At 48.7% G+C, this 21289-nt stretch carries 19 protein-coding genes; 12 read left to right on the top strand and 7 right to left on the bottom strand.

What is annotated here, in order from left to right:
• The first annotated feature begins 24 nt into the window (after nt 1–24).
• Genes IT233_05220 through IT233_05210 form a run of 3 tightly spaced genes read left to right on the top strand, consistent with a single transcriptional unit; the run spans nt 25 to nt 2857 of the window.
• Nucleotides 25–1209: a thiol oxidoreductase gene (locus tag IT233_05220; protein ID MCC7302022.1), complete on the top strand. Its 1185-nt coding sequence runs from the start codon at nt 25–27 to the stop codon at nt 1207–1209.
• Nucleotides 1206–1649 carry a Rieske (2Fe-2S) protein gene (locus tag IT233_05215; GenBank protein ID MCC7302021.1) on the top strand — a complete coding sequence of 148 codons (444 nt, stop codon included), beginning with the start codon at nt 1206–1208 and terminating at the stop codon, nt 1647–1649. Before IT233_05220 ends, IT233_05215 begins: the two co-directional genes overlap by 4 nt.
• Nucleotides 1646–2857: a hypothetical protein gene (locus tag IT233_05210; protein ID MCC7302020.1), complete on the top strand. Its 1212-nt coding sequence runs from the start codon at nt 1646–1648 to the stop codon at nt 2855–2857. The genes IT233_05215 and IT233_05210 overlap by 4 nt, the downstream gene beginning before the upstream one ends.
• A gap of 21 nt (nt 2858–2878) precedes the next feature.
• Here IT233_05210 and IT233_05205 read toward each other — a convergent pair whose 3' ends face one another.
• Both IT233_05205 and IT233_05200 read right to left on the bottom strand, forming a co-directional pair.
• Nucleotides 2879–5821 (bottom strand): serine hydrolase, encoded by a 2943-nt coding sequence (locus tag IT233_05205; protein MCC7302019.1) that lies wholly within the window; start codon nt 5819–5821, stop codon nt 2879–2881.
• 82 nt (nt 5822–5903) lie between these two features.
• Nucleotides 5904–6524 carry a hypothetical protein gene (locus IT233_05200; protein ID MCC7302018.1) on the bottom strand — a complete coding sequence of 207 codons (621 nt, stop codon included), beginning with the start codon at nt 6522–6524 and terminating at the stop codon, nt 5904–5906.
• 97 nt (nt 6525–6621) lie between these two features.
• Between IT233_05200 and mutL the strand changes: the two genes are divergently transcribed.
• The 5 genes from mutL to IT233_05175 all read left to right on the top strand — a co-directional run bounded on the left by mutL (nt 6622) and on the right by IT233_05175 (nt 12190).
• Nucleotides 6622–8406, top strand: a complete 1785-nt coding sequence (gene mutL / locus IT233_05195; protein ID MCC7302017.1) for a DNA mismatch repair endonuclease MutL — start codon at nt 6622–6624, stop codon at nt 8404–8406.
• A 239-nt stretch (nt 8407–8645) separates the two neighbouring features.
• Nucleotides 8646–9245 (top strand): rhomboid family intramembrane serine protease, encoded by a 600-nt coding sequence (locus IT233_05190; protein MCC7302016.1) that lies wholly within the window; start codon nt 8646–8648, stop codon nt 9243–9245.
• A 3-nt stretch (nt 9246–9248) separates the two neighbouring features.
• Nucleotides 9249–10100 carry a rhomboid family intramembrane serine protease gene (locus IT233_05185; GenBank protein ID MCC7302015.1) on the top strand — a complete coding sequence of 284 codons (852 nt, stop codon included), beginning with the start codon at nt 9249–9251 and terminating at the stop codon, nt 10098–10100.
• Nucleotides 10100–11224, top strand: coding sequence for an endonuclease/exonuclease/phosphatase family protein (locus IT233_05180; protein MCC7302014.1), 1125 nt, complete (start codon nt 10100–10102; stop codon nt 11222–11224). The genes IT233_05185 and IT233_05180 overlap by 1 nt, the downstream gene beginning before the upstream one ends.
• 153 nt (nt 11225–11377) lie before the next feature.
• Nucleotides 11378–12190, top strand: a complete 813-nt coding sequence (locus IT233_05175) for a CPBP family intramembrane metalloprotease (GenBank protein ID MCC7302013.1) — start codon at nt 11378–11380, stop codon at nt 12188–12190.
• Here IT233_05175 and IT233_05170 read toward each other — a convergent pair whose 3' ends face one another.
• Genes IT233_05170 through IT233_05150 form a run of 5 tightly spaced genes read right to left on the bottom strand, consistent with a single transcriptional unit; the run spans nt 12191 to nt 17197 of the window.
• A complete protein-coding gene (locus IT233_05170; GenBank protein MCC7302012.1) occupies nt 12191–14272 on the bottom strand; it encodes a hypothetical protein in 2082 nt (693 codons plus the stop codon). It lies immediately after the preceding gene.
• Nucleotides 14273–14286: 14 nt separating this feature from the next.
• On the bottom strand, nt 14287–15033 hold the full coding sequence (fabG, locus tag IT233_05165) for a 3-oxoacyl-[acyl-carrier-protein] reductase (protein ID MCC7302011.1): 747 nt from the start codon (nt 15031–15033) through the stop codon (nt 14287–14289).
• 38 nt (nt 15034–15071) lie between these two features.
• Nucleotides 15072–15674: an LON peptidase substrate-binding domain-containing protein gene (locus IT233_05160; protein MCC7302010.1), complete on the bottom strand. Its 603-nt coding sequence runs from the start codon at nt 15672–15674 to the stop codon at nt 15072–15074.
• Between the two features lie 26 nt (nt 15675–15700).
• Nucleotides 15701–16234 carry a 2'-5' RNA ligase family protein gene (locus IT233_05155; GenBank protein ID MCC7302009.1) on the bottom strand — a complete coding sequence of 178 codons (534 nt, stop codon included), beginning with the start codon at nt 16232–16234 and terminating at the stop codon, nt 15701–15703.
• 18 nt (nt 16235–16252) lie between these two features.
• The gene (locus IT233_05150) at nt 16253–17197 is read right to left on the bottom strand and encodes a nitronate monooxygenase (GenBank protein ID MCC7302008.1); all 945 of its coding nucleotides are present in this window, start codon (nt 17195–17197) and stop codon (nt 16253–16255) included.
• A 44-nt stretch (nt 17198–17241) separates the two neighbouring features.
• Between IT233_05150 and recN the strand changes: the two genes are divergently transcribed.
• The 4 genes from recN to IT233_05130 all read left to right on the top strand — a co-directional run bounded on the left by recN (nt 17242) and on the right by IT233_05130 (nt 21273).
• The gene (recN, locus tag IT233_05145) at nt 17242–18882 is read left to right on the top strand and encodes a DNA repair protein RecN (protein MCC7302007.1); all 1641 of its coding nucleotides are present in this window, start codon (nt 17242–17244) and stop codon (nt 18880–18882) included.
• 38 nt (nt 18883–18920) lie between these two features.
• On the top strand, nt 18921–19739 hold the full coding sequence (locus IT233_05140) for an SDR family oxidoreductase (protein MCC7302006.1): 819 nt from the start codon (nt 18921–18923) through the stop codon (nt 19737–19739).
• Entirely contained in the window at nt 19739–20392 is a 654-nt protein-coding gene (locus IT233_05135; GenBank protein MCC7302005.1) for a hypothetical protein, read from the top strand. The genes IT233_05140 and IT233_05135 overlap by 1 nt, the downstream gene beginning before the upstream one ends.
• A 74-nt stretch (nt 20393–20466) precedes the next feature.
• A complete protein-coding gene (locus IT233_05130) occupies nt 20467–21273 on the top strand; it encodes an alpha/beta hydrolase (protein MCC7302004.1) in 807 nt (268 codons plus the stop codon).
• Nucleotides 21274–21289 lie beyond the last annotated feature (16 nt).

Below are 21289 nucleotides of genomic sequence, written 5' to 3'. Positions count from 1 at the left end.
TTAAGGGTGTTTCTATGCGGTGCGATGATCGTGGCGGGATTTACGGCCTGCGACAAGCTCCTTCCAAAAGCTCCGGACAACACTGAAACACTTGATGGTCCTATAGAAGGTCTCTCCCCGGAACAACTGGATCGTTTTCTCCGTGGTGACGCTGCCTTTGCAGAAGTGTTTCACACAGGAAACGGACTGGGCCCCATTTTCGTTTCCACCAGTTGCGCCTCCTGCCATCCTTCCGACGGAAAAGGTCACCCCTTTTCTTCCCTTGTCCGCTTCGGACAAAATGATTCACTGGGAAATACCTTTCTTGCGCAGGGCGGTCCTCAGCTTCAGCACCGCGCCATACCCGGACATACTCCCGAATCTCTTCCTTCCAATGCACCCCATTCACTTTTTCTTCCTCCATCCAATGCCGGCCTCGGACTCCTGGCGGCACTCACGGACCTTCAGATTCTCGGATTTGCTGATCCGATGGATGCGGACGGGGACGGTATTTCCGGGCGACCGAACTATATTGCTCCGCCTGTTTTCTTTGTTCCCACCTTTATTCACCAGTATAATAATGGAAAGTTCATTGGGAGATTCGGACGAAAAGCCGCTGCGATTGATCTGCTGATACAAACCGTTAACGCCTATAACCAGGATATGGGAATCACCTCCGAATTTCTGAACACTGATCCTTACAACCCTGCTTCAGGAAGCGGACCCGGGGATGGTGTGCCGGACCCGGAAATTTCCCGCACTACCATAGATGACCTCGTTTTCTACCTGCGAACCATTAAACCACCTACACCCAGAAATCAGGGTGATACGGAAATAACGGCCGGAAAAAACCTCTTTGTCCAGATCAAATGCGGAAAATGTCATATTCCTTCTTGGACCACAGGCGTCTCTGATATCCAGGCCCTTTCCAATATTACTTTTTATCCCTACACAGATCTACTTTTACATGATATGGGACCAGGGCTTGATGATGGTTATACCGAAGGCGGTGCCATGACCAGTGAATGGAGAACGCCGCCCTTGTGGGGGCTTGGATTATCTCCCAACTCACAGGGAGGCGAATACTTTCTGATGCACGACGGAAGGGCGCATACCCTCCGCGATGCCATATTGCTGCACGGAGGAGAAGGCCAGGACAGTAAGAACCTGTTTCAGCTGCTAACAGAGGAAGAACAGGAGCAACTGCTCAAATTTTTAGAATCATTATGAGCGACCGGCGTGAATTTATAATAAAGTCGGGCTTAGCCTGCGCCGGAGGCATGCTGGGGTTGCTTTCACTCTCTGCCTGCAAAACCATACATACCGTTACGGCTTCCGAAGGCGGAAAGAACGTACTGATTCTTCCTTTGAATGAATTTTCCTATCTCTCCAAAGGTGAACCAAAGCAACGAAACCTGGTGATCGTCAATCATGCCACTATTCCGTTCAGTATTGCGGTCTATAAACTGGAAGACGGCACCTACTCTGCGCTGAAAATGATGTGCACACACAATGCCTGTGACCTGAATGCCACAGAAACCGTGCTGGTGTGTCCGTGCCATGGCAGTGAATTCAGCCAAACCGGTAAAGTGCTCTCGGCACCGGCCAGTGTGAATCTGGCCCCTTACCGTACAGAAGTTTCAGACAACCGGATAAAGATCTACCTGTGAGAAACACACTGATCGCTCTGTTGTTTTACCTTCCTGCCCTGACACAGGCACAGGCGGATTCCATTGCAAAGGATTCGCTATTTGCCGATACGGTAATGAATAAGGACGCTGTTTATCACCGTCCGGGCGTATGGAATGAAAAACTTCCTTTGGTTCTTGGAGGATACGCGGAGGGTAATACCCTTTATGCCGGCACCGACGGAGTTACTGAAGGGTTGCAGTTTCAGATGAGGCGTTTTACGCTCTACACCTATTCAAGGCTCGGGCGTTCCCTGCGATTCGCCGCGGAGGTGGAATTTGAAGACGGCGCAAAGGAAATCAATCTGGAATCCGCTTTTCTGGATCTGGAATTCATACCCTGGTTGAATTTCCGTGGCGGAGTGATCGTAAATCCCATTGGAGCTTTTAATCAGAATCACGACGGACCGAAATGGGATTTTATTGACCGCCCGATTTGCGCTACAGAACTCGTTCCCTCTACCTGGAGCAACGCGGGATTTGGTTTACACGGAAATTTCACCGCCGGAAAAAGCAGGGTTACTTACGAGATTTATATTACTAACGGCTTCAATGACGAAATCATAAGCAACAAAAAAAACCGTACCTGGCTGGGGGCCTCCAAGGATTCTCCGAATCGTTTTGAAGAAAACAACAACGGTATGCCCCTGACCTCCGTACGCTGTGCCGTGAAACACCCGCTGCGCGGCGAAACAGGGATATCCTGGATGGGAGGAGTGTATAATACATTCCGTAAGGATGGTCTGACCGTTGATGATCGCCGCCGGATGGATGTATTCTCGCTGGATCACACCCTGAGTACAAACAAAGGCACCCGCTTACTGATAGAATATGTTTGGGTGGCTGTGGATATTCCTGAAACTTACACGCAGCAATACGGAGAGAAACAACATGGCTATTACCTGGAATTTACACAGCGTATCTTCAACCGCCCTTTTCTCCAATTTGAAAAAAGCTGCTTTCACGCCGGATTCCGGTACGAAGGGGCAGACTATAACGTGGGTACTTTCCGGGAGACGGGAGGAACAATCGGAGATAATATTATGCGTATAACCCCCGTTGTTTCCTGGCGTCCGACTCCCGAAACAGTTCTGAGGTTTAATTATTACTTCCAGTCGGAAGAAGATATTCTGCTGAATCCTCCCTCGCGAACAGGTGCCTTCTTATTCGGATTCTCGACCTATTTTTAACGGCGGGTGTTCCTCCCCCATTTATTTCAGCATCCTGCACACCTCTTCCAGTACCTTACTCCGGGTGCCGATTTTTACAAGCTTGTTTTTTTCCGCATCCGGGAAGACGCGGTTAGTAAGGAGAATAACTACAATTCCACTTCCCGGATCCGCCCAGGCGAAAGTGCCGGTAAAGCCACTGTGCCCGTAACTTTTCAGGGAAACACATTGCGGAACGGGACCGGCCTTTGTGCTGTCAGGTTCAGGCTTATCGAATCCTATTCCTCTTCTGTTGTTCGGGCAAAATGAGCATGCCGTAAACTCTTCCACCACCCGCGGATCCATGTACTTCTTACCTCCGAAATACCCTTTATTCATAAATAACTGCATCATGGCTGCCAGATCAAAGGCGTTCGAGAACAATCCGGCATGTCCGGCCACTCCTCCCATCATCGCTGCACCCTGATCATGCACATCTCCCCAGATGAGCTGCTTTCTAAACCGTGCATCATACTCAGTAGGAGGAATCTGCCGTAGTGAATATTTATTCCTCGGCCGGTACATCATGGTGGGAAGTCCCATGGGATCATAAAACGACTCCTGAACATACTGGTCGAGAGATTTCCCGGTCTTCTGCTCTATAATCCGCTGAAGAAAATAATATCCTAAATCGCTGTATTTTAATTCTCCCGAATCCCGTATATCTGACTCCACAATCCGCTTCCAGATGGTGTCTTTGTAAGTGGCATTGATATATAGTTTTTCAGCAACGCGGAAAGGGTATTTTTCCGAAGCATCTTTTTGGTAGATCCCCGGTTTATACACTCCCTTTTTTACAGTTCTTGTCCAGAAAGGTATCCAGTCCTTCAGCCCTGCCTGATGTGCCAGCACCTGCCGGATCACCAAATTTCGTTTATTGGTACTATCCAACTCGGGCAGATAAAACCCGAGTGTTTGATCCACACTGATCACTCCTTCTCCGCACAATTTCATCAGTGCCGCCGTGGAGGAAACGATCTTTGTAACCGAAGCCAGGTCATACAAATCCGTTCGTTTAACCGCCCGCTTCCCGGTATAAGTGTGGGCACCATAGGTGGAGTAGCGTATCACTTTCCCGTTTTTCATCACCAGCAACTGCGCTCCCGGAAAAGCCTTTTCGCTTATCCCCTCTTTAACGAGGGAATCAATGATCCTGAAACCGAGATCATACTGCATGAATTCTCCGGGATGAGAGAGAGAAAGCCGCACAGGCTCACCTGTATTCTTTCCGTTGCCTGCTTTGAACAGCGGAGAAGATGTAACAGGAAGCATTCCGTTCGCCCCTATACCGCCAAAAATTGCCATCGCAGCGACTTCCTGGCTATGGAGATTCTCTTCATAGCCCATCACAACGGCCGATGCCAGATGCACTGAGTCCAGCGATCCCAACAGGTAGGGATTTGAGAAGAAGGTTAGCACCGAAGGTCTGCTGCGGATCAACCGGTTCATCAGCAGTTGAAGCCGGGGCTGAAATCCAAAATCGGAATCGGGCTTCAATGACAGGTTGTGAATACTGATCAGCAGCACATCGTAGGTGGCCAGATATTTATTCAACGTGTCGAGATGCTCACTTTTATAGTTCTTAGGAATGTTGTAATGATCGCATTTGGCATAAAGTGAAACCATTTCCTGAAAAGCGGTTATTTCTTTTGATCCAAGTGCTATGGTGGCTATTTTCTTCTGATTTGTGCCGTTGATTGGGATTATTCCCGTTCCATTCGCCAGCACGGTGACGGCCTTTTCGTAACAAAGCCGGCGGATATATTCCGCTCCGGCATTATTCAGGTCCTCTATCAGGTTTTTCGTATCTACCGGCTTGTATTGATCCAGTCCGCACCACTCCTTCGCCCTCAGGATCTTAATACATCGCTTATCAATCTCCTCTTGTGTGATTCTGTTTTCCGTAATGGCTTTTTTGATTTCGGAGATGGCGAGCGGAACATTTTCCGCGAAGAGCAAGACATCATTACCCGCCAGCAGCGCCTTGACATCCACTTCCCCGGGCTGAAAAAACTTTGACACCCCCTTCATATTCAGCGCATCAGTGAAAATCAATCCATCGAATTTTAATTCCTTTTTCAGCAGTTCGTTTACGATCCGGGGTGACAATGTGGAAGCGGTATTGGCAGAGCTGTCGAGCGAAGGGATGTAAAGATGCGCCACCATCATGCTTCCCAGTCCGTTTCGTATCAATTCCCGGAAGGGATAAAGCTCCAGAGAATCCAGTCGTTCACGAGAGTGCAAAATGACAGGGAGGGTCTTGTGGGAATCCTTGTCAGTATCTCCGTGACCGGGAAAATGTTTCCCGTTGGCAAGCACCCCGCCATCCTGCAGGCCCTTCATATACATAACTGCCTTACGGGCGACATTGAATTTATCTTCGCCGAACGAACGCGTGCCAATTACGGGGTTGTTGGGGTTGTTATTCACATCCGCAACAGGGGCAAGGTTCACATGAATGCCAAGACGGCGACATTGCCTTGCGATCTCCTTTCCCATTTTGTAGATCACAGAATCATCCGCGATTGCACCCAGGGTCATCTGGCGTGGGTATGAGACGGTGGAATCCAGTCGCATGGCCAGCCCCCATTCTCCGTCGATGGAAATCATCAGAGGAACCTTACTTTTTCTCTGAAAGCGGTTGGTGAGACTGGCCTGCCGTGCCGGTCCACCCTGAAAAAATATCAATCCGCCGATTTTCTGCTCACGAATCAGCTTTTCAATTTCAGCCTCATGTTTTGCATCCTTATTGGAGTAGGCCGCAACCATAAAGAGCTGGGCGATGCGCTCTTCCGGGCTCAGTGAGATAAAGACAGAATCGGCCCAGGAACGTTTGGTATCCCGCATAAAAACGCTGTGCCCTTCCTCCTGCACAGGAAGAAAAGCGAAAACAATGATCACCAAAAAAGGGATCAGCAGCAGGGCGAGAAATCGCTCCCTTGTCATTGAGATAAAGTTACCGCCTGGTACGCCATCCGGCTACCCTCGGCGGTTTACTTTTCAACAATGCACTATGAATAGAAGGGGGTCAGAAAGCCAGGGCTATTCCTCCATTCATTATTGATTTCCCCAAGCCAATTTCACCGTAAATGCCGAAATTCGGGATAAAATAATAACGTACACCCACTGCCATTTCGAAGCCGAATGGCACCATACCGCTTACCGAACTATCATCCCAGTAAGGATCGTTGCTTTCGAATTTGTGTACATTCGAAGCATATCCTGCACCGATGCCAAAGTAAGGATCCACGGTTTCCGTTACACTGAAGTGGAAATTGAAACGAAGAAGATAATTGGTTGTATTAAACGTGTATTTGTAATAATACCCCGAGTCTCCGTCCCAGGTCTGCTTAAGTGTCATATGGTTGACACTGAGTCCGATTCCCACATTATCCGAAATGCCAACCTCACCGCGGAAATGCAGCGGTCCCAGCGCAGAGGACGAAAAATTCAATTCATCCGAAAATTCGGACCAAAGCCATAACCTAAGGTTCCCCATACCATAACCGGCGGTGAATACAATTTTTTGCTGACCAAATGCTAATTCCCCCCCCTGATTTGGAGGTGCTGTGAAAAAGCCGTATCCGTTGCCCGCAAAAAGAGATCCCGCAAGAAGGGACACTCCGAAAAGCATTAACAATTTCTTCATTTTGTCTGTTTTACCAAAGATAGGTCATTCTGAGCATAGAAATCAGATGAGATTAAGAAAGGCCTTCGGTATAAATTGTATCTTTAAACCACGTTTTATGAGCAGCATCATCCGACTCCTTCCCGACGCTGTGGCAAATCAGATCGCTGCCGGCGAAGTGATCCAAAGACCGGCATCGGCCGTGAAGGAACTGCTTGAAAATGCGATAGATGCGGGAGCATCGAAGATCCGGCTGATTTTGAAGGATTCAGGACGCACCCTGATTCATGTGATAGACAACGGAAGCGGAATGAACGAGCAGGACGCCCGGATGTGCTTTGAGCGGCATGCCACATCCAAACTCCGGAATGCAGATGATCTTTTTAAGATACGCACCAAGGGGTTCCGGGGGGAAGCCCTTGCAAGCATTGCGTCTATCGCGCAGGTGGAGCTGAAAACAAAAACCGCAGAGGCAGAGACCGGCACCTGCATCATCATCGAAGGGAACGAGATCAAAAGTCAGGAAGCCTGCTCTTCCAATACCGGCACCTCGCTCGCTGTGAAAAATCTTTTTTATAATGTTCCGGCCCGTCGTAATTTTCTGAAATCCGACAACGTAGAATACCGGCATGTGCTGGAAGAATTTCACAGGGTAGCCATCGCACATCCCGAAACAGCCTTTACGCTGATCCATAACGGGGAGGAAGAACTGCAATTACCGGCGGGCACGCTGCGCCAGCGGCTCAGTGCGATATATGGTGGCAGTTATCATGAAAAGCTGATGCCCGTAGAAGAAGAGACTACGATTGTCCGGATCAGCGGACTGGTAAGCAAGCCCGTCTTCGCAAGAAAAACAAGAGGAGAACAGTTTTTTTTCATCAACAACCGTTATATTAAAAGTCCCTACCTGCACCATGCTGTTCAGGCTGCCTTTGAAGGACTCATCCCGCCCGGGGAATTTGTAAGCTATTTTCTGTTTCTTAGCATAGATCCCTCCCGCATTGATGTGAACATTCATCCCACCAAAACAGAGGTTAAATTCGAGGACGATCATCACATCTACTCTATATTGCGAAGCGCTGTGAAAAATTCGATTGGAAAATTCAACCTCTCTCCCACCCTGGACTTTGAGCAGGAAACAGGGTTTCAGACCTATCACCCGGCAGACAAACCCATCGTTCCCCCAACTATTAAAGTGAATCCGGATTATAACCCTTTCAGTAAGGAGAGAGCACCATCCGGCGGACTTGCTTCATCAAAGGAGCTGAACCGCTATTTTGAAAGCACACTCACCACGGACCATCCGTTATTGCCCACCCAGGAAATACCGGAGCAAAAGCCCAACGTAATCACCCTGCAACTGGGAAAATATATTTTATCACCTATCCGAAGCGGACTGATGATTATTCAAATCCGGCAGGCACATGAGCGTATCCTGTTCGAACGAATATTATCAGGCATCAGGAAGCAAAAAGGGAGAAGCCAGCAACTGCTCTTCCCCCAGCATTTTACCCTTAATTCTGAAAATTTTTTGGTACTGAAAGAGCTGGAGCCCGTGCTGCGCGGGGCGGGATACGACCTGAACGAATTTGGGAAAGACACCTACGTGATCCACGGTATTCCGCCGGAGATGAGTGAGACCGATGCCCTTTCAGCCCTGGAAACTCTTATTGCGAAACAGACCATAAGCGGGGCCGAAAACAAGGAAGGACTCGAGGAGCATATTGCCGCTGTGGTGGCCGCAGGAATGAGCATGAAAGACGGTCGTGTACTCCGTCCGGAGGAAATGGAGGGAATCATCGATGATCTTTTTGCGTGTGAACATCCCGCGCTGTCTCCCTCCGGACGGCCTACACTGATTACCCTCAACTACGAAGAGATTGCACAATTTTTTGAACGATGAGCGACTATCGTCCGACAGGATTCCAGATTATGCCTCCGGTGGTGAAGAACCTTCTCATCATCAACGTTATTATTTTTCTTGCCACCCAGGTACTTTCCCAAAGTATGGACATTGACCTGATGCGCTGGGGTGCGCTGCATTTCTTTTCCTCCGAAAAATTCATGCCGCATCAGTTCGTCACTCATATTTTTATGCATGGTGGATTCTTCCACGTTTTTTTCAATATGCTTTCTCTTTGGATGTTCGGTGCCATGCTGGAGAATCTCTGGGGCTCCCGGCGTTTCCTGATCTTTTATATGGTATGCGGACTGGGGGCCAGTATTACCCATCAGGCCTATACCGGATTCAAACTTATGCCTGCGTTTAGCTACGAAACGTCTGAGAATACGTCGGACTTCCTTACACTCATTGAACGCAATGAAGGGTTACTGGAACTTGCGTCCAAAGATCCGCAGTACTCAGATTATGATCCCGTTGCCCTGAAGGAACTGGCTGCACAGGCCGATAAGGAGCCTGGGAACCGTTACCATCTGGACGGGATGAAAGCGCGGGCTGAAATGATTCGCCGCTCTGTAGAGGACATTCCCACCGTAGGTGCTTCAGGTGCCATCTACGGATTGCTGATGGCATTCGGAATGCTGTTTCCGAACATGCTGATTCATTTTATGTTGTTCATTCCGATGCGTGCCAAGCACTTTGTAATTCTGATGATCGCAGTGGGAGTCTTTTACGGTGTAGCCGATTTTCCTGGCGATCAGGTGGCGCATTTCGCGCACCTGGGAGGAATGGCATTCGGTTTTCTGATGATCAAACTCTGGGGGCGTAAGCACAGTTTCTGAATCATGTTCCGATCCATCACCAACGATATACGGATGCAGTTGCGCTCTCCCAGCGCCCTTATCCGTATCATCATTGCCAACGTAGCCGTTTTTCTTCTGCTCAACTTACTCCTCCGCATCGTACTCCTGCTGGCAGGATTCAGCGGCGGAGAGATTAATTCCTGGCAACACAGAATAGAAAACTGGCTTGCCCTTCCTTATGATCCGGCCCTGCTCCTCACCCGGCCATGGACGCTGTTTACCTCGCTTTTCATCCATGGCGGTCTGACGCATATTCTTTTTAACATGCTAAACTTATACTGGTTTGGTTCCATTTTCAGTGAATTTACAAAGAAGCGGTTCAGCATTGTATATTTCGGGGGCGGCCTGGTCTCCGCCGCACTGGCATGGACTATGTACCAGCTATTTCCGCAATGGTATGGCATCGCCGCTTTCATGATCGGCGCCAGCGGGGCCGTGATGGCCATCGTTGCCGCCGCCGCCACGCTCGTGCCGGACTATTCTGTGAATCTGATCTTCATTGGTCCTGTACGCATCAAGTACCTCGCACTCTTCATGATTCTCTTCGATCTGCTGGCGGTAACTCAGTTCAGCAACACAGGCGGGCACATCGCGCATCTGGGAGGAGCGTTTTTCGGATACCTTTATATACGTAGCATAAAAAATGGCTGGAATCTGAAACTCCCGAAAAAGAAACTCAAAGTGGTACACCGTCGATCTGCCGGTGAAAGCGTGAGCAAACGAGATGCACAAAAGAGAATTGATGACATTCTGGATAAGATCAACCGCTCCGGTTACGATTCGCTAACAAAGGAAGAAAAAGAAGACTGGTTCAAATACAGCAATAAAATCTGATGCCTAAAGAAGAACCGGCCGGAAAAGATCTAAAGCGCAGAAACCCGCTGGCTTTACGCCTGGTGCTCTGGGTAAATATTCTTATTGCCCTCCTGACGGCACTCTCCCTGCTGGCTCCGCATTATAGTCCTGCCGATTTTTATCCCCTCGCCTTTCTCGGACTTTCCTGGTATTACCTCCTCTGGGTCAATGTACTATTTATAGTTTTCTGGATTATTTTCCGGAAAAGACTGACGATAGTTTCACTGATTCCGCTTCTGCTTTCCTGGTCCAATTTCGGACATCTGTTACAGTGGAACAGTCCTTCCGAAGAACACCCTTCGCACCCGGTCAAAATACTCTCCTATAATGTTCGTTTGTTCGACCTCTACAACTGGACCAGCAACAAGAACACCCGGGACCGTATTATGCTCTTTCTTAAAAAGGAGAATGCGGATATTCTCTGTCTGCAGGAATTTTATGATAACGACAGTCACTTTAAAATACTGGACACGTTCCTTCTGATACTCCGGAGACCATTCTACCATGTGGAGTACACACTGAAGATCAAAGACCAGCGTTTCGGAATCGCCACCTTCAGCAAATATCCCATTGTTAACCGAGGATTCATTGATTTCAACGAGCAAACGAACAACGCCTGTATTTACACAGACATATTGAAGGACGGCGACACCCTCCGGGTGTATAACGTGCACCTGCAGAGCAACCGCCTGAATACTGACGATCTCAAGTTTCTTGAAAGCTTGGGTAGTGGAAAGGAAGTTGATGAAATAAAAAGCTCAGAACGGATATTTTCAAAACTCAAAAAAGGATTTATTCGCCGTGCCGCACAAGCCGAGATCATCAGTGAACATATGTTCAAATGCCCCTATCCGAAGATCGTTTGCGGAGACTTCAACGACTCCCCTTATTCCTACACCTATCATACGATGGCACGGGGCATGAAGGATGCCTTTGAGGAAAGAGGAAGCGGACTGGGAAAAACCTATAACGGAAAATTCCCCTCATTCAGGATCGATTACATCCTGTACGGAAGGGAATGGAACGCCACACTATTTGAAACATTACCGGAGAGCTTCTCCGATCATTTTCCTATTTATGCGGTACTGGAACCTGCCTTATAACTTTCCGGCGAAGGCCAGAAAAAGCGTTGCAGCAAGTGCTCCAATCATCCAAACAAGGGCAAAAGGACCAGCCTCTCCCCAGTTGAAACAAGTATCTAAGAATTTTCTCATAGGCTTTGTTTTGACTGCTTCCACAAATGTAATTATTTTTTAATGAACCTGCTCGCCGGATTTAAAGAACTCTTTACGCAGGCGCACGCGGCAGGAAAGGAAGCGGAGATCAAAGAAGGAGATACAGAGGGAAAAAGAAGAGCCGGGCGGGAAGTGGCGATCGTGAGTATTACCGCCATGATCTGCCTTATCCTGATCCGCTATTTCGGAGATGATTTTTACTTCTATGAAATTGCACGCCTGCTGGGATTCGACGATCAGTTACCGCTAACCACCTCCGGTACCTCTTCCTATGAACTCATCCGCCTCGGCTGGTGGATATTTGTGGTGGTTATTTGCTACCTGATTGTCCCCATGGCTGTAATCCGGTGGCTGCTCAAAAAAAAGGTTCGTGATTTTGGACTCAGGGGGAAAGGCGTGATCAAAGACGCCTGGCTCTATGTCCTCCTGCTCACGGTAATGATACCGTTGGTACTGCTGGTGGGAAAAGGAAGCGGATTTCAGGCAAAATATCCATTCTACCAGGTAGCAGGCGAGGGCTTAAGTACAGGTTTCTGGATATGGGAAGCGATGTACTTTTTTCAGTTCTTCACGCTGGAGTTCTTTTTCCGCGGCTTCCTTTTGCATGGGAGCAAAGCCCGTTTCGGATACTATGCTATATTTTTTATGTGTATTCCGTACTGTATGATCCATTTTCAGAAACCGGTTGCGGAAACACTCGGATCGGTTTTGGCGGGCATTACGCTCGGCGCACTCAGCCTGAAGAGCAACTCTATCTGGATGGGAACACTGCTGCACTATTCAGTAGCGATTCTGATGGATATGGCCGCTCTCTATTACAAAGGGCTACTCTGATCAGTACGCGCCGCTGCGCTTCCGTATCAGCCACTCTGCTGCCAGCAGCAACAAGAGCATAAAAAACAGCCAACGTATGTTTATAAGATCGGAAAGTTTCCGATGCATGTACGTCACAGTTTTCACATCCTCCCGGGCATTGAGAATATCCGGTAATCCGGACATGTTACCAGGATACATCATAGCACCTGCGTTCTTTTTCGCCAGCGCGTACAGCAACTGATGATCGGCCGTAGTGCTTACCTGCTCCAGGTGAATGGTGGAAATGCTGAATTGGCCGCGCGCCGTAAGAATTTTATCACCGCTTTTGGTTCGAGCTTCATAGTGGTAATTCCCCGGCGGGAGAATGCCCGCATTCAGACGGTAGCTTTTACCTGTTGGAGTGAACGTAAATGCGTACTTCTTTCCCTCCTCATCTATGATCTCGATGTTCACTTCCGATTCATTTATCAGCTCATAGGTTTCATTGTAGACCTCTGCGTTGAGTTCAATATTTTCATTTTCAAGAAAATCGGACTTACCGTAGACCCGGAAAAGACTTTTATCAGCTTTCACTGCAAGGTATTGCACCGAACGGCTGACCAGGTCATCAAAATACGTTGTGTTTCCTTTTTCCGACATCTCGAACAATCTCCATTTCCACAAACCCTCTCCAGAAATGATGCCCGATTTCTTTCCTCCCATATCTGCAAACGCCCAGGCCGGGTTGCCGGTGTTCACCATTCCGATGCGCTGGTAGAAGACAGGTACACAGGAAGGACTGGATTTATAATTTCCGAAGGGTGCTGTCAGCGGAGGATACTTGCGGTAAAAACTCTTTGCATCCGCAGATAGTTCGAAAAGCGTAAAACCTTCCGAAGGAGATAAGGTCACCTCATTCGATTTCCCTTTGTGCTCAGGGATTTTAATACCCGCGTTCAGCCTGGCATGCGCCACCACATCCGACTGCGTACCGAGAACAAATAATACAGGCAGGCTGGAAGAAAAAAGCGGTTCCAGCTTTTTATTTGCCCCTGCATCCGGAGCCGGCAACTGATGCAGAATCACCAGGTTATATGCTTCAAAACCCTTTGAAAACTGATCAATAACACTCACTTCGACTTCATAATTCCTGTTTATTTCGATAGCAGACCTGAGAGCATTCACATCCGGATGAGGCGACTGCGCCAGAATGAGTATCTTTTGACGGCTGTCCAGCACCTCAATAAAGATATCCCGGCTGTTGTTCTTCAGATTAACTTCCCCTTCCACGGGTGTGAGACTAATATGGTACCGGTGAAGTCCGGGCTCTTTTGCCTCAATCATGGCACTCACCGTTCGGACGTACGATGAACTGCCGGCAGAAATAGTTTCCGAAAAAACAATCTGATTGCCTTTTGATATTGTGAGAACAGAACGGGAACCCTTCATCTGACGCGCATCCACAAACATTTCCACCGGAAAGGTATTTCCGAGATACGCGTAGCGGTTGTGCGCCACATTCCGAAGAATCAGATCCTTTCGCACAGTACTGTCACCAAGGGCAATCGTAAACACCGGGCATTTTAGCCCCGTCTTTAAAAACAGCGGATTAGAACCCCGGTTGTATATTCCGTCGGAGGCAAGAATAATCGCTCCCACATTCCGGTTTGAAAGCCGATCGTCCAGTTCACGGAAGAGAGAAGCAATATCCGTGCTTTTATCCCCAAACCTGCAGTCGATCCCGTTTCGTACCTTATCTCCGAACGAATAGGTTACGGTATCATACGTTGATGCAAGATCATCCAGCATTTTACGGAGCGCATCGGGAAACTGAGTTTTGTAATACGCAGAATCCTTTCCATTGATAAGCGATGCGCTATGATCCAGTGCCACCACAATGAGTGGCTTTTCCGTTTCCCTGTTGACCATTTTAATCATAGGATCCAGAAGGTAGAAAGCTATAAAAGCCACACACAGGAAACGAAACGCCGCGGAAACTATCCGAAGTGCGAGGGGTATCTCTGCCGCAGATTTATTCCGGAAATAAAGTACGCCGCTGTACACTGCACCCGCCAGAATGCAGAGAAGGATGAGGGCAGGTGATTCAACAACGATACTCAAGAGGCAGGGATAAATCAGGTGAGCATACCGCCGCAGACCGTGATGGTCTGTCCGGTGATGTAGGAAGAGAGATCAGAGCCCAGGAAGACGGACAGATTCGCCACATCTTCCACTGTTCCTGCCCGCTTCAGCGGAATAGTTTGTTTCCAGCCTTCCACAATTTTGGGATCAAGCGCAGCGGTCATTTCCGTTTCAATAAATCCGGGGGCGATCACATTCGAGCGGATATTCCGGGAACCCAGTTCAAGCGCCACACTTTTACTCAGTCCGATAATTCCCGCCTTGGAGGCAGCATAATTCGCCTGTCCTGCATTTCCGCGTATTCCCACCACCGAACTAAGATTGATTATTGAACCTTTCCGGGCTTTTAGCATTGGACGCTGTATGGCCTTGCACATATTAAAAACAGATTTCAGATTGGCGCTGATCACTTCATCCCACTGTTGCTCAGTCATGCGCATAAGAAGATTGTCGCGTGTGATCCCAGCATTGTTTACCAGGATATCCACTGTTCCGAATTCCTTTACCACTTCCTCTACCAGTTGTTCCGCCGCTTTAAAGTCTGCCGCGTCCGACCGGTAGCCTTTCGCCTTTATCCCGAATGCAGCAAGTTCTTTTTCCAGTTCCTGCCCCTTCTCCACACTGGAGAGATAAGTGAATGCCACATGGGCCCCGCTGGCGGCAAATTTCAGCGCAACACCCCGGCCGATCCCCCGTGAGGCTCCGGTGATGAGGGCTACTTTTGATGAGAGAAGTGTCATAATGGGATAAAGATAAGGAGATACCCGGATACTGCAGTCTAATTCGGAAAAACGCGGCCTCGAATCTGCTCTTCCTGCTTGCGCACGAGCAAGAGATACTCCAGCATTTTTTCAAGCTGTCTTTCCCGGCGGGCGATCGTTCGCGCAGAAACCAAAGCGATTTTCTGGGAATCATGTAAAGGTAATTTGACGGCCAGCCTGAAGAGATCGCATCCGTCATACTCGTCGCGTTCGGAGATCCTGCCAGTTAATTCTTCATAAACTGAAAAGAACCGGTCGAAAACTGCGCGGGAAACAGGAAAGTGGTCCTCTTCATTGACTGCGATCATGGCTGTTCCATAGACCTCCCTGGTTTCTATCGCCATGAGGCCCTCCAGGTCAAACGTTCCCACCCCTTCTGCCATAATATCCATTCTGCCGTCAGCGTATTTCTTGAGCACCCTGCTGACCCTCACCAGAGAACCAAAACCCAGCATTTTGGCACCGGAAGTACAGGGAATACCAAAATGCCGATGCGTAAGAAGTGATTCCCGGATGAGAAGTTTATACCTGGGTTCAAAGACATGCAGGCCTCTTTCCTCTCCGGGAAGAATAACAAAGGGAAGAGGAAAAACCGGAACCTGTATGACCGACTGATTCATTCTCTTCCCCTAAATTACAGCATTTCTCAGAACTCAGACCGGTAATGCTCAACCCAGTACTTTCCCGCTTTTCGGAGAAGACTGACGCCGTTGCAATTGAATGATTCAGAAAAGGGGCGAAGCCGGAATTCTTCCCACGCATGGTTGAATTGATCTTTACGCAGATCCCGAAAGGCAATGGTCATGTGCGGATGAAAGGGCTTTGCATATGCATCCTGAGAAACGATGCCGAGTCTGCGACGCGCTGCCTCGCCTACGGCCGCATACACTCTTCGCAGTTCCTCCGACGGCAGCGGCTTTACAAAGATCACCCGTGGAGCGAAAGCACCAAAACCCTGTAATTCTATTTTAAAAGGATGTAAATTCTTTGCAACCCCGTCCAGCATATCCCTTAGTTCTTGCTCCCGGTCCACTCTCCATTCAAAGGGCATGTGCAGCGTGATGTGCGAAGGGGAATAACGTGCCTGCCTGGAATGAAAGCGCAGACTCATTTCCTCTTTGAGAGCCTGTACCCTGGATAAAACAGGCTCGGGCGGTATCAGAGCGATGAAATAGTTCAAAGGATCAGAGGAGGAAATTTATAGTCCGGAACAAAGTTTCCGTTTTTCAGTTTCATACTCCGAAATAATTTCCTTCACAATTTCTCCAGCCGGCATTATCTTGCGAATGGCTCCGCTTACCTGACCGATTTCGAGTTCTCCTTCTTCCAGGTCGCCCTCGAACATACCCTTTCGGGATCGTCCTTTTCCTAAAAGTGCTTTCAGTGCCTCCGTTCCGGCACCGGCGATTTCTGCCTTGTTCACTTCTTCAAAAAACGTGTTTTTAATCAGGCGTACAGGAGTTAGCTGTTTCAGCGAAAGCTGTGTGCCGCCCTCCGGCGTTTCAATGACTCTTTTTTTAAAATCAGCGTGTGCTGAGGATTCCGTACTCGCAACAAAACGGGACCCGATCTGTACCGCATCTGCTCCAAGGGCCAATGCCGCAAGCATGGCTCTGCCGGAAGCGATACCCCCGGCAGCGATCACCGGAATTTTAACAGCATCACGCACCATAGGAATCAGAACCATCGTGGTGGTTTCTTCCCGGCCGTTATGCCCGCCAGCTTCAAATCCCTCCGCGACCACCGCATCCACCCCGGCCTCTTCTGATTTTATTGCAAACTTTACATTGGACACCACATGTACCACTGTGATTCCGTTTTCCTTGAGTTTGGACGTCCATGTTTTGGGATTTCCCGCAGAAGAGAATACGATCTTCACTCCCAGTTCGATAATGCTGTTCACATGCTTCTCGATGTCGGGATACAGCAAAGGCAGGTTGACTCCGAAAGGCTTATCTGTTGCTTCCTTGCATTTAATAATATGCTCTCTGAGAATATCGGGATACATGGATCCGGCACCGATCAGCCCCAGTCCGCCGGCGTTACTTACCGCAGCAGCCAATTCCCACCCGCTGCACCAAATCATTCCACCCTGGATGAGAGGATATTTTATTTTAAACAATCCGGTAACACGGTTCTTCATAACTCGGGAGATAAAGGAACAAAATAATGAATAATTTTGAACCTGTGCTGCAGCATCTTTCTATTGTCAATTATGCCCTGATTGACCGGCTTGAATGGGAGCCGGGGGAAGGCTTTAATGTTATCACGGGTGAAACCGGTGCAGGAAAGTCTATTCTTCTGGGAGCTTTGGGACTCTTACTTGGAAACCGGGCAGAGGATTCACGGAAAAAGTGCATCATTGAAGGCCGGTTCAGTGATACGAGGGGACGATTCAAAGGATGGTTCAGAGCAAAGGACCTGGATCATAGCGAAGTCATCATATTGCGGAGAGAAATCGGGGCGGATGGCAGATCAAGGGCCTTCATCAATGACACACCGGTAACCCTCCAGATTCTTCGGGAGCTGGGTGAAGAACTGGTGGACATTCACTCACAGCACGAGACACTGTTTTTGCGGCGTGGGGAGTTCCGGATGGAATTGCTGGATCTTGTGGCGGGGTGTACAGAAAAAACAGAAGACTACAGGGCACAATACCATCAATGGAAAGCGAACCTTGCCTCCCTTCAGGATCGGGAGGAGGAGCTGGCCAGACAGATGCGGGAAAAAGATTTTTTGGAATTTCAGTTCAAGGAACTGGAGGAGGCGGGGCTGGAACAACTGGACCAGCGGCGGATGGAAATGGAACTGAAGGAGCAAGAACACTCGGAGAAGCTGCGGGAGGCCATGAATGAAGCGGAACAATTGCTAGAGTCAGAGCAACGCGGACTGCTCACAACGCTGACGCGTGCGCGCAATCTGATGAAGTCGTTCGCCGATAAAAGTCCGCGGGCAGAGGAACTTACGCGCAGGCTGAGTTCAGCTCTGGAAGAACTGAAGGATATCGCTGCTGAACTCGGTCAGGGAGCAATTGCGGCCGGAACAGGTCCGGAACAGGCGGTCCTGCTGCGCGATAAACTTGACCACCTGTATCACCTGCAGAAAAAGCACCGGGTGAATGAGGTGTCGGCCTTATTGGAATTAAAACAGCAATTTTCCGCGAAGCTGGAAAAGACCGTCACAGAAGCCGAATCGCTGGAAAGTCTGAGAAAAGAATGCGCCGAGGAGGAAAAAGAACTGAGGAAAAAGTCAGAGGAACTGCACAAGCACAGGAGAAAGAGCATTCCTGCCCTCCAGAATGAAATAAAAATGCTGTTCGGGGATCTTGCCCTGCCCCAGGCGGAACTTCGGGTACAGCTGTCTTCCACCCCTGATCTGACAACAAACGGAGCAGACCGGGCGGATTTTCTATTTTCTGCCAATCCGGGTTCAGACCTCCGGGAGATCGGGAAAGTGGCTTCCGGGGGCGAACTTTCCCGGCTCATGCTCGCCTTAAAGTCCATCGTAGCCCGGCACCGGACACTTCCCACCATTATTTTTGACGAAATCGATTCAGGAGTTTCGGGTACTGTGGCCGGAAAGGTAGCCGGTATCCTGGCGCGAATGGGGGAAAAGATGCAGGTGATCGCCATCACCCATCTGCCCCAGGTAGCAGGAAAAGGAACGGCACATTTTAAGGTATTCAAACAGAATAAGGGTGCAGGGGTTCAGACTCTTCTCAGCCGCCTGGGCCCGGAAGAAAGGGTGCGGGAGGTGGCCGGACTGCTCAGTTCGGGCAAACCAAGTGAAAATGCGCTTAATACGGCGAGGGAACTTCTCGACCATTAGCGGAAAAATCGGTATACTTGTACGGTTAAACGTCCATTATGTCTCAGGGAATACTTAAAGGAAAGCGCGGCATCATTTCAGGTGCCCTCGATCCCAATTCCATCGCATGGAAAGTGGCAGAAAAAGCCCATGAACAGGGAGCCACTTTTGTTCTCACCAATGCCCCGATTGCGTTGCGGATGGGTGAGATCAAAAAATTATCCGAACAATGCAATGCGGAACTGATTCCGGCGGACGCTACGAGCGTGGAGGATCTTACGCATCTTTTTACTAAAAGTCAGCAGATACTGGGCGGGAAAATTGATTTTGTTCTGCATAGTATCGGTATGTCGGTGAACGTACGGAAAAATGTTCCCTACACAGAACTGAACTACGAATTTCTTAACAAAGGACTTGATGTGTCTGCCGTATCCTTTCATAAGATGCTCAGTGTAGCTATGAAAACAGATGCTCTGAATGAGTGGGCCAGTGTGGTTGCCCTGTCGTACATAGCTGCACAGCGGACTTTCCCATTTTACAATGACATGGCGGAAGCGAAGGCTCTCCTGGAAAGCATCGCCCGCAGCTTTGGGTATCATTATGGAAAGTCCAAAAAGGTAAGGGTGAATACCATTTCCCAGTCACCAACCAAAACAACAGCCGGATCGGGGATCAAAGGTTTCGACGAATTTTACGAATTTGCAGATTGCCTCTCGCCGCTGGGGAATGCCCCCGCCGAAGATTGTGCCAATTACTGCATCACATTGTTTTCCGATATGACTCGTTTTGTGACCATGCAGAATCTCTTTCACGACGGCGGTTATTCCACCACCGGCGTCAGTACGGAAGTGGTGCAACGATTCCGCGGCAAAGAGTGATGCGAAGGACTTTTCTACTTCTTCTTTTTCTTCCCATACTGATCTCTGCTCAGGATAAGGCAGACGATATCCGTTGGACCACCCGTTTGGATTTTATGGTGCCACAGCCAGTGGCTAATAAAGCATTCAAACTTTCCTTTACAGGAATTTTTGATCTTGGCTTCAGTGTAAACCGCAGGATCGGAAAAATGCTGAACCTTGGAGTAGCTTACCGCTTTAAACAATTTCAGGTACGGGGCAACAAGATTCCCGATGTAGATATGCTCCAGCATACGCACAATGCCCTTCTCCGCTTCTCCTTCGATAAGCCTGTAGGAAAAAACGCCCTCCTCACACCTGCTCTCAATACAGGCTACAACTGGTTAGATTATTCTAAAATACCGTGTGTGAATGGAAATCCGTTCGATAAAAATGTGGAGGCCATCAATCTCGAACCAAATGTTTCCTATGTGTGGATGATTGACGAGGGGTTCGGAATGGGATTAATGGTGAACTATAACCTGCTGACTTACGAGTTTAACCCCGATGGCGTTTGCCTGAATGAGCATAAAAGTTATTCCGAAAAAGAAAAGACGGGGCTCACCAGTTCTTTTTCATTCGGCTTTTCTGTATTTATTGATTTCGCGCACAGGGCAGAGGGCTTTGAGGAGTAAAGGTATCCTTCTTCTCTTCGACCCCGGCCTTATTCCTCCGCCAGATCATCCACCATCTACCATCTATTTATTCTATGAGAGCATTACTAAAAACGGTTAAGCGTACATTTATTGTTCTGGCAATCCTCTATATAGTTCTTTGCTCTGTAGTCTATTTCTTCCAGGAAGCCCTCATTTTTCATCCAAAGAAACTGGACCGCGATTTCGCCTTCCAGTTTCAACATTCCTTCACAGAATCATTAATTCCCAGTGCCGGCGACACAATACACGGGCTGCTATTCAGATCGGATTCATCCAGAGGGCTGGTGTTTTACCTTCACGGGAATGCAGGAGCCTTAGATACCTGGGGGAAAGCGTACGAGTTATATATTGACCTGGGATATGATTTCTTCATCCTGGATTATCCCGGTTATGGCAAAAGCAGCGGAAATATTTATTCCGAAGATCAACTTCACCGAGGGGTACAGGCTGCCTATGAAACGATGATGAAAGACTATCGGGAGGATCAGATCATCGTGATAGGATATTCCATAGGAACAGGCCCCGCAGCGCGCTTAGCTTCAGTGCAACACCCTTCCCGACTTATCCTGCAAGCTCCTTACTTTAACCTCGGTGACATGGCGCATCGCACCTATCCCTATCTCCCTTCATTTCTGATGAAATATACTTTTGCCACGAACGAATATTTGCCAAAGGTGACCTGTCCTGTTACCCTCTTTCACGGAGACGCAGACGAAATCATTCCCCACGAAAGCTCCACCATGCTTTCTTCCTTATTTAAGAAAGGTGACACCCTCATCACCCTCAGCGGAGCAACCCATAATGGCATGAACTTACGTCAGGATTACCGCGAGGCATTGGCCTCCTTATTAATTCAGTGATAGAAGCAGAAATACC

This window comes from Bacteroidia bacterium (assembly GCA_020852255.1).
Classification (GTDB): Bacteria; Bacteroidota; Bacteroidia; order JADZBD01; family JADZBD01; genus JADZBD01.
This window is presented reverse-complemented; position numbering and strand designations above follow the sequence as displayed.

Coding starts and splice junctions, on each gene's coding strand:
- IT233_05185 (MCC7302015.1), top strand. CDS start 9,249: ATGTTCCGATCCATCACCAACGATATACGGATGCAGTTGCGCTCTCCC.
- IT233_05190 (MCC7302016.1), top strand. CDS start 8,646: ATGTTCGGTGCCATGCTGGAGAATCTCTGGGGCTCCCGGCGTTTCCTG.
- IT233_05180 (MCC7302014.1), top strand. CDS start 10,100: ATGCCTAAAGAAGAACCGGCCGGAAAAGATCTAAAGCGCAGAAACCCG.
- IT233_05130 (MCC7302004.1), top strand. CDS start 20,467: ATGAGAGCATTACTAAAAACGGTTAAGCGTACATTTATTGTTCTGGCA.
- IT233_05200 (MCC7302018.1), bottom strand. CDS start 6,524: ATGAAGAAATTGTTAATGCTTTTCGGAGTGTCCCTTCTTGCGGGATCT.
- IT233_05140 (MCC7302006.1), top strand. CDS start 18,921: ATGTCTCAGGGAATACTTAAAGGAAAGCGCGGCATCATTTCAGGTGCC.
- IT233_05150 (MCC7302008.1), bottom strand. CDS start 17,197: ATGAAGAACCGTGTTACCGGATTGTTTAAAATAAAATATCCTCTCATC.
- mutL (MCC7302017.1), top strand. CDS start 6,622: ATGAGCAGCATCATCCGACTCCTTCCCGACGCTGTGGCAAATCAGATC.
- fabG (MCC7302011.1), bottom strand. CDS start 15,033: ATGACACTTCTCTCATCAAAAGTAGCCCTCATCACCGGAGCCTCACGG.
- IT233_05205 (MCC7302019.1), bottom strand. CDS start 5,821: ATGACAAGGGAGCGATTTCTCGCCCTGCTGCTGATCCCTTTTTTGGTG.
- IT233_05220 (MCC7302022.1), top strand. CDS start 25: ATGATCGTGGCGGGATTTACGGCCTGCGACAAGCTCCTTCCAAAAGCT.
- IT233_05160 (MCC7302010.1), bottom strand. CDS start 15,674: ATGAATCAGTCGGTCATACAGGTTCCGGTTTTTCCTCTTCCCTTTGTT.
- IT233_05215 (MCC7302021.1), top strand. CDS start 1,206: ATGAGCGACCGGCGTGAATTTATAATAAAGTCGGGCTTAGCCTGCGCC.
- IT233_05175 (MCC7302013.1), top strand. CDS start 11,378: ATGAACCTGCTCGCCGGATTTAAAGAACTCTTTACGCAGGCGCACGCG.
- IT233_05135 (MCC7302005.1), top strand. CDS start 19,739: ATGCGAAGGACTTTTCTACTTCTTCTTTTTCTTCCCATACTGATCTCT.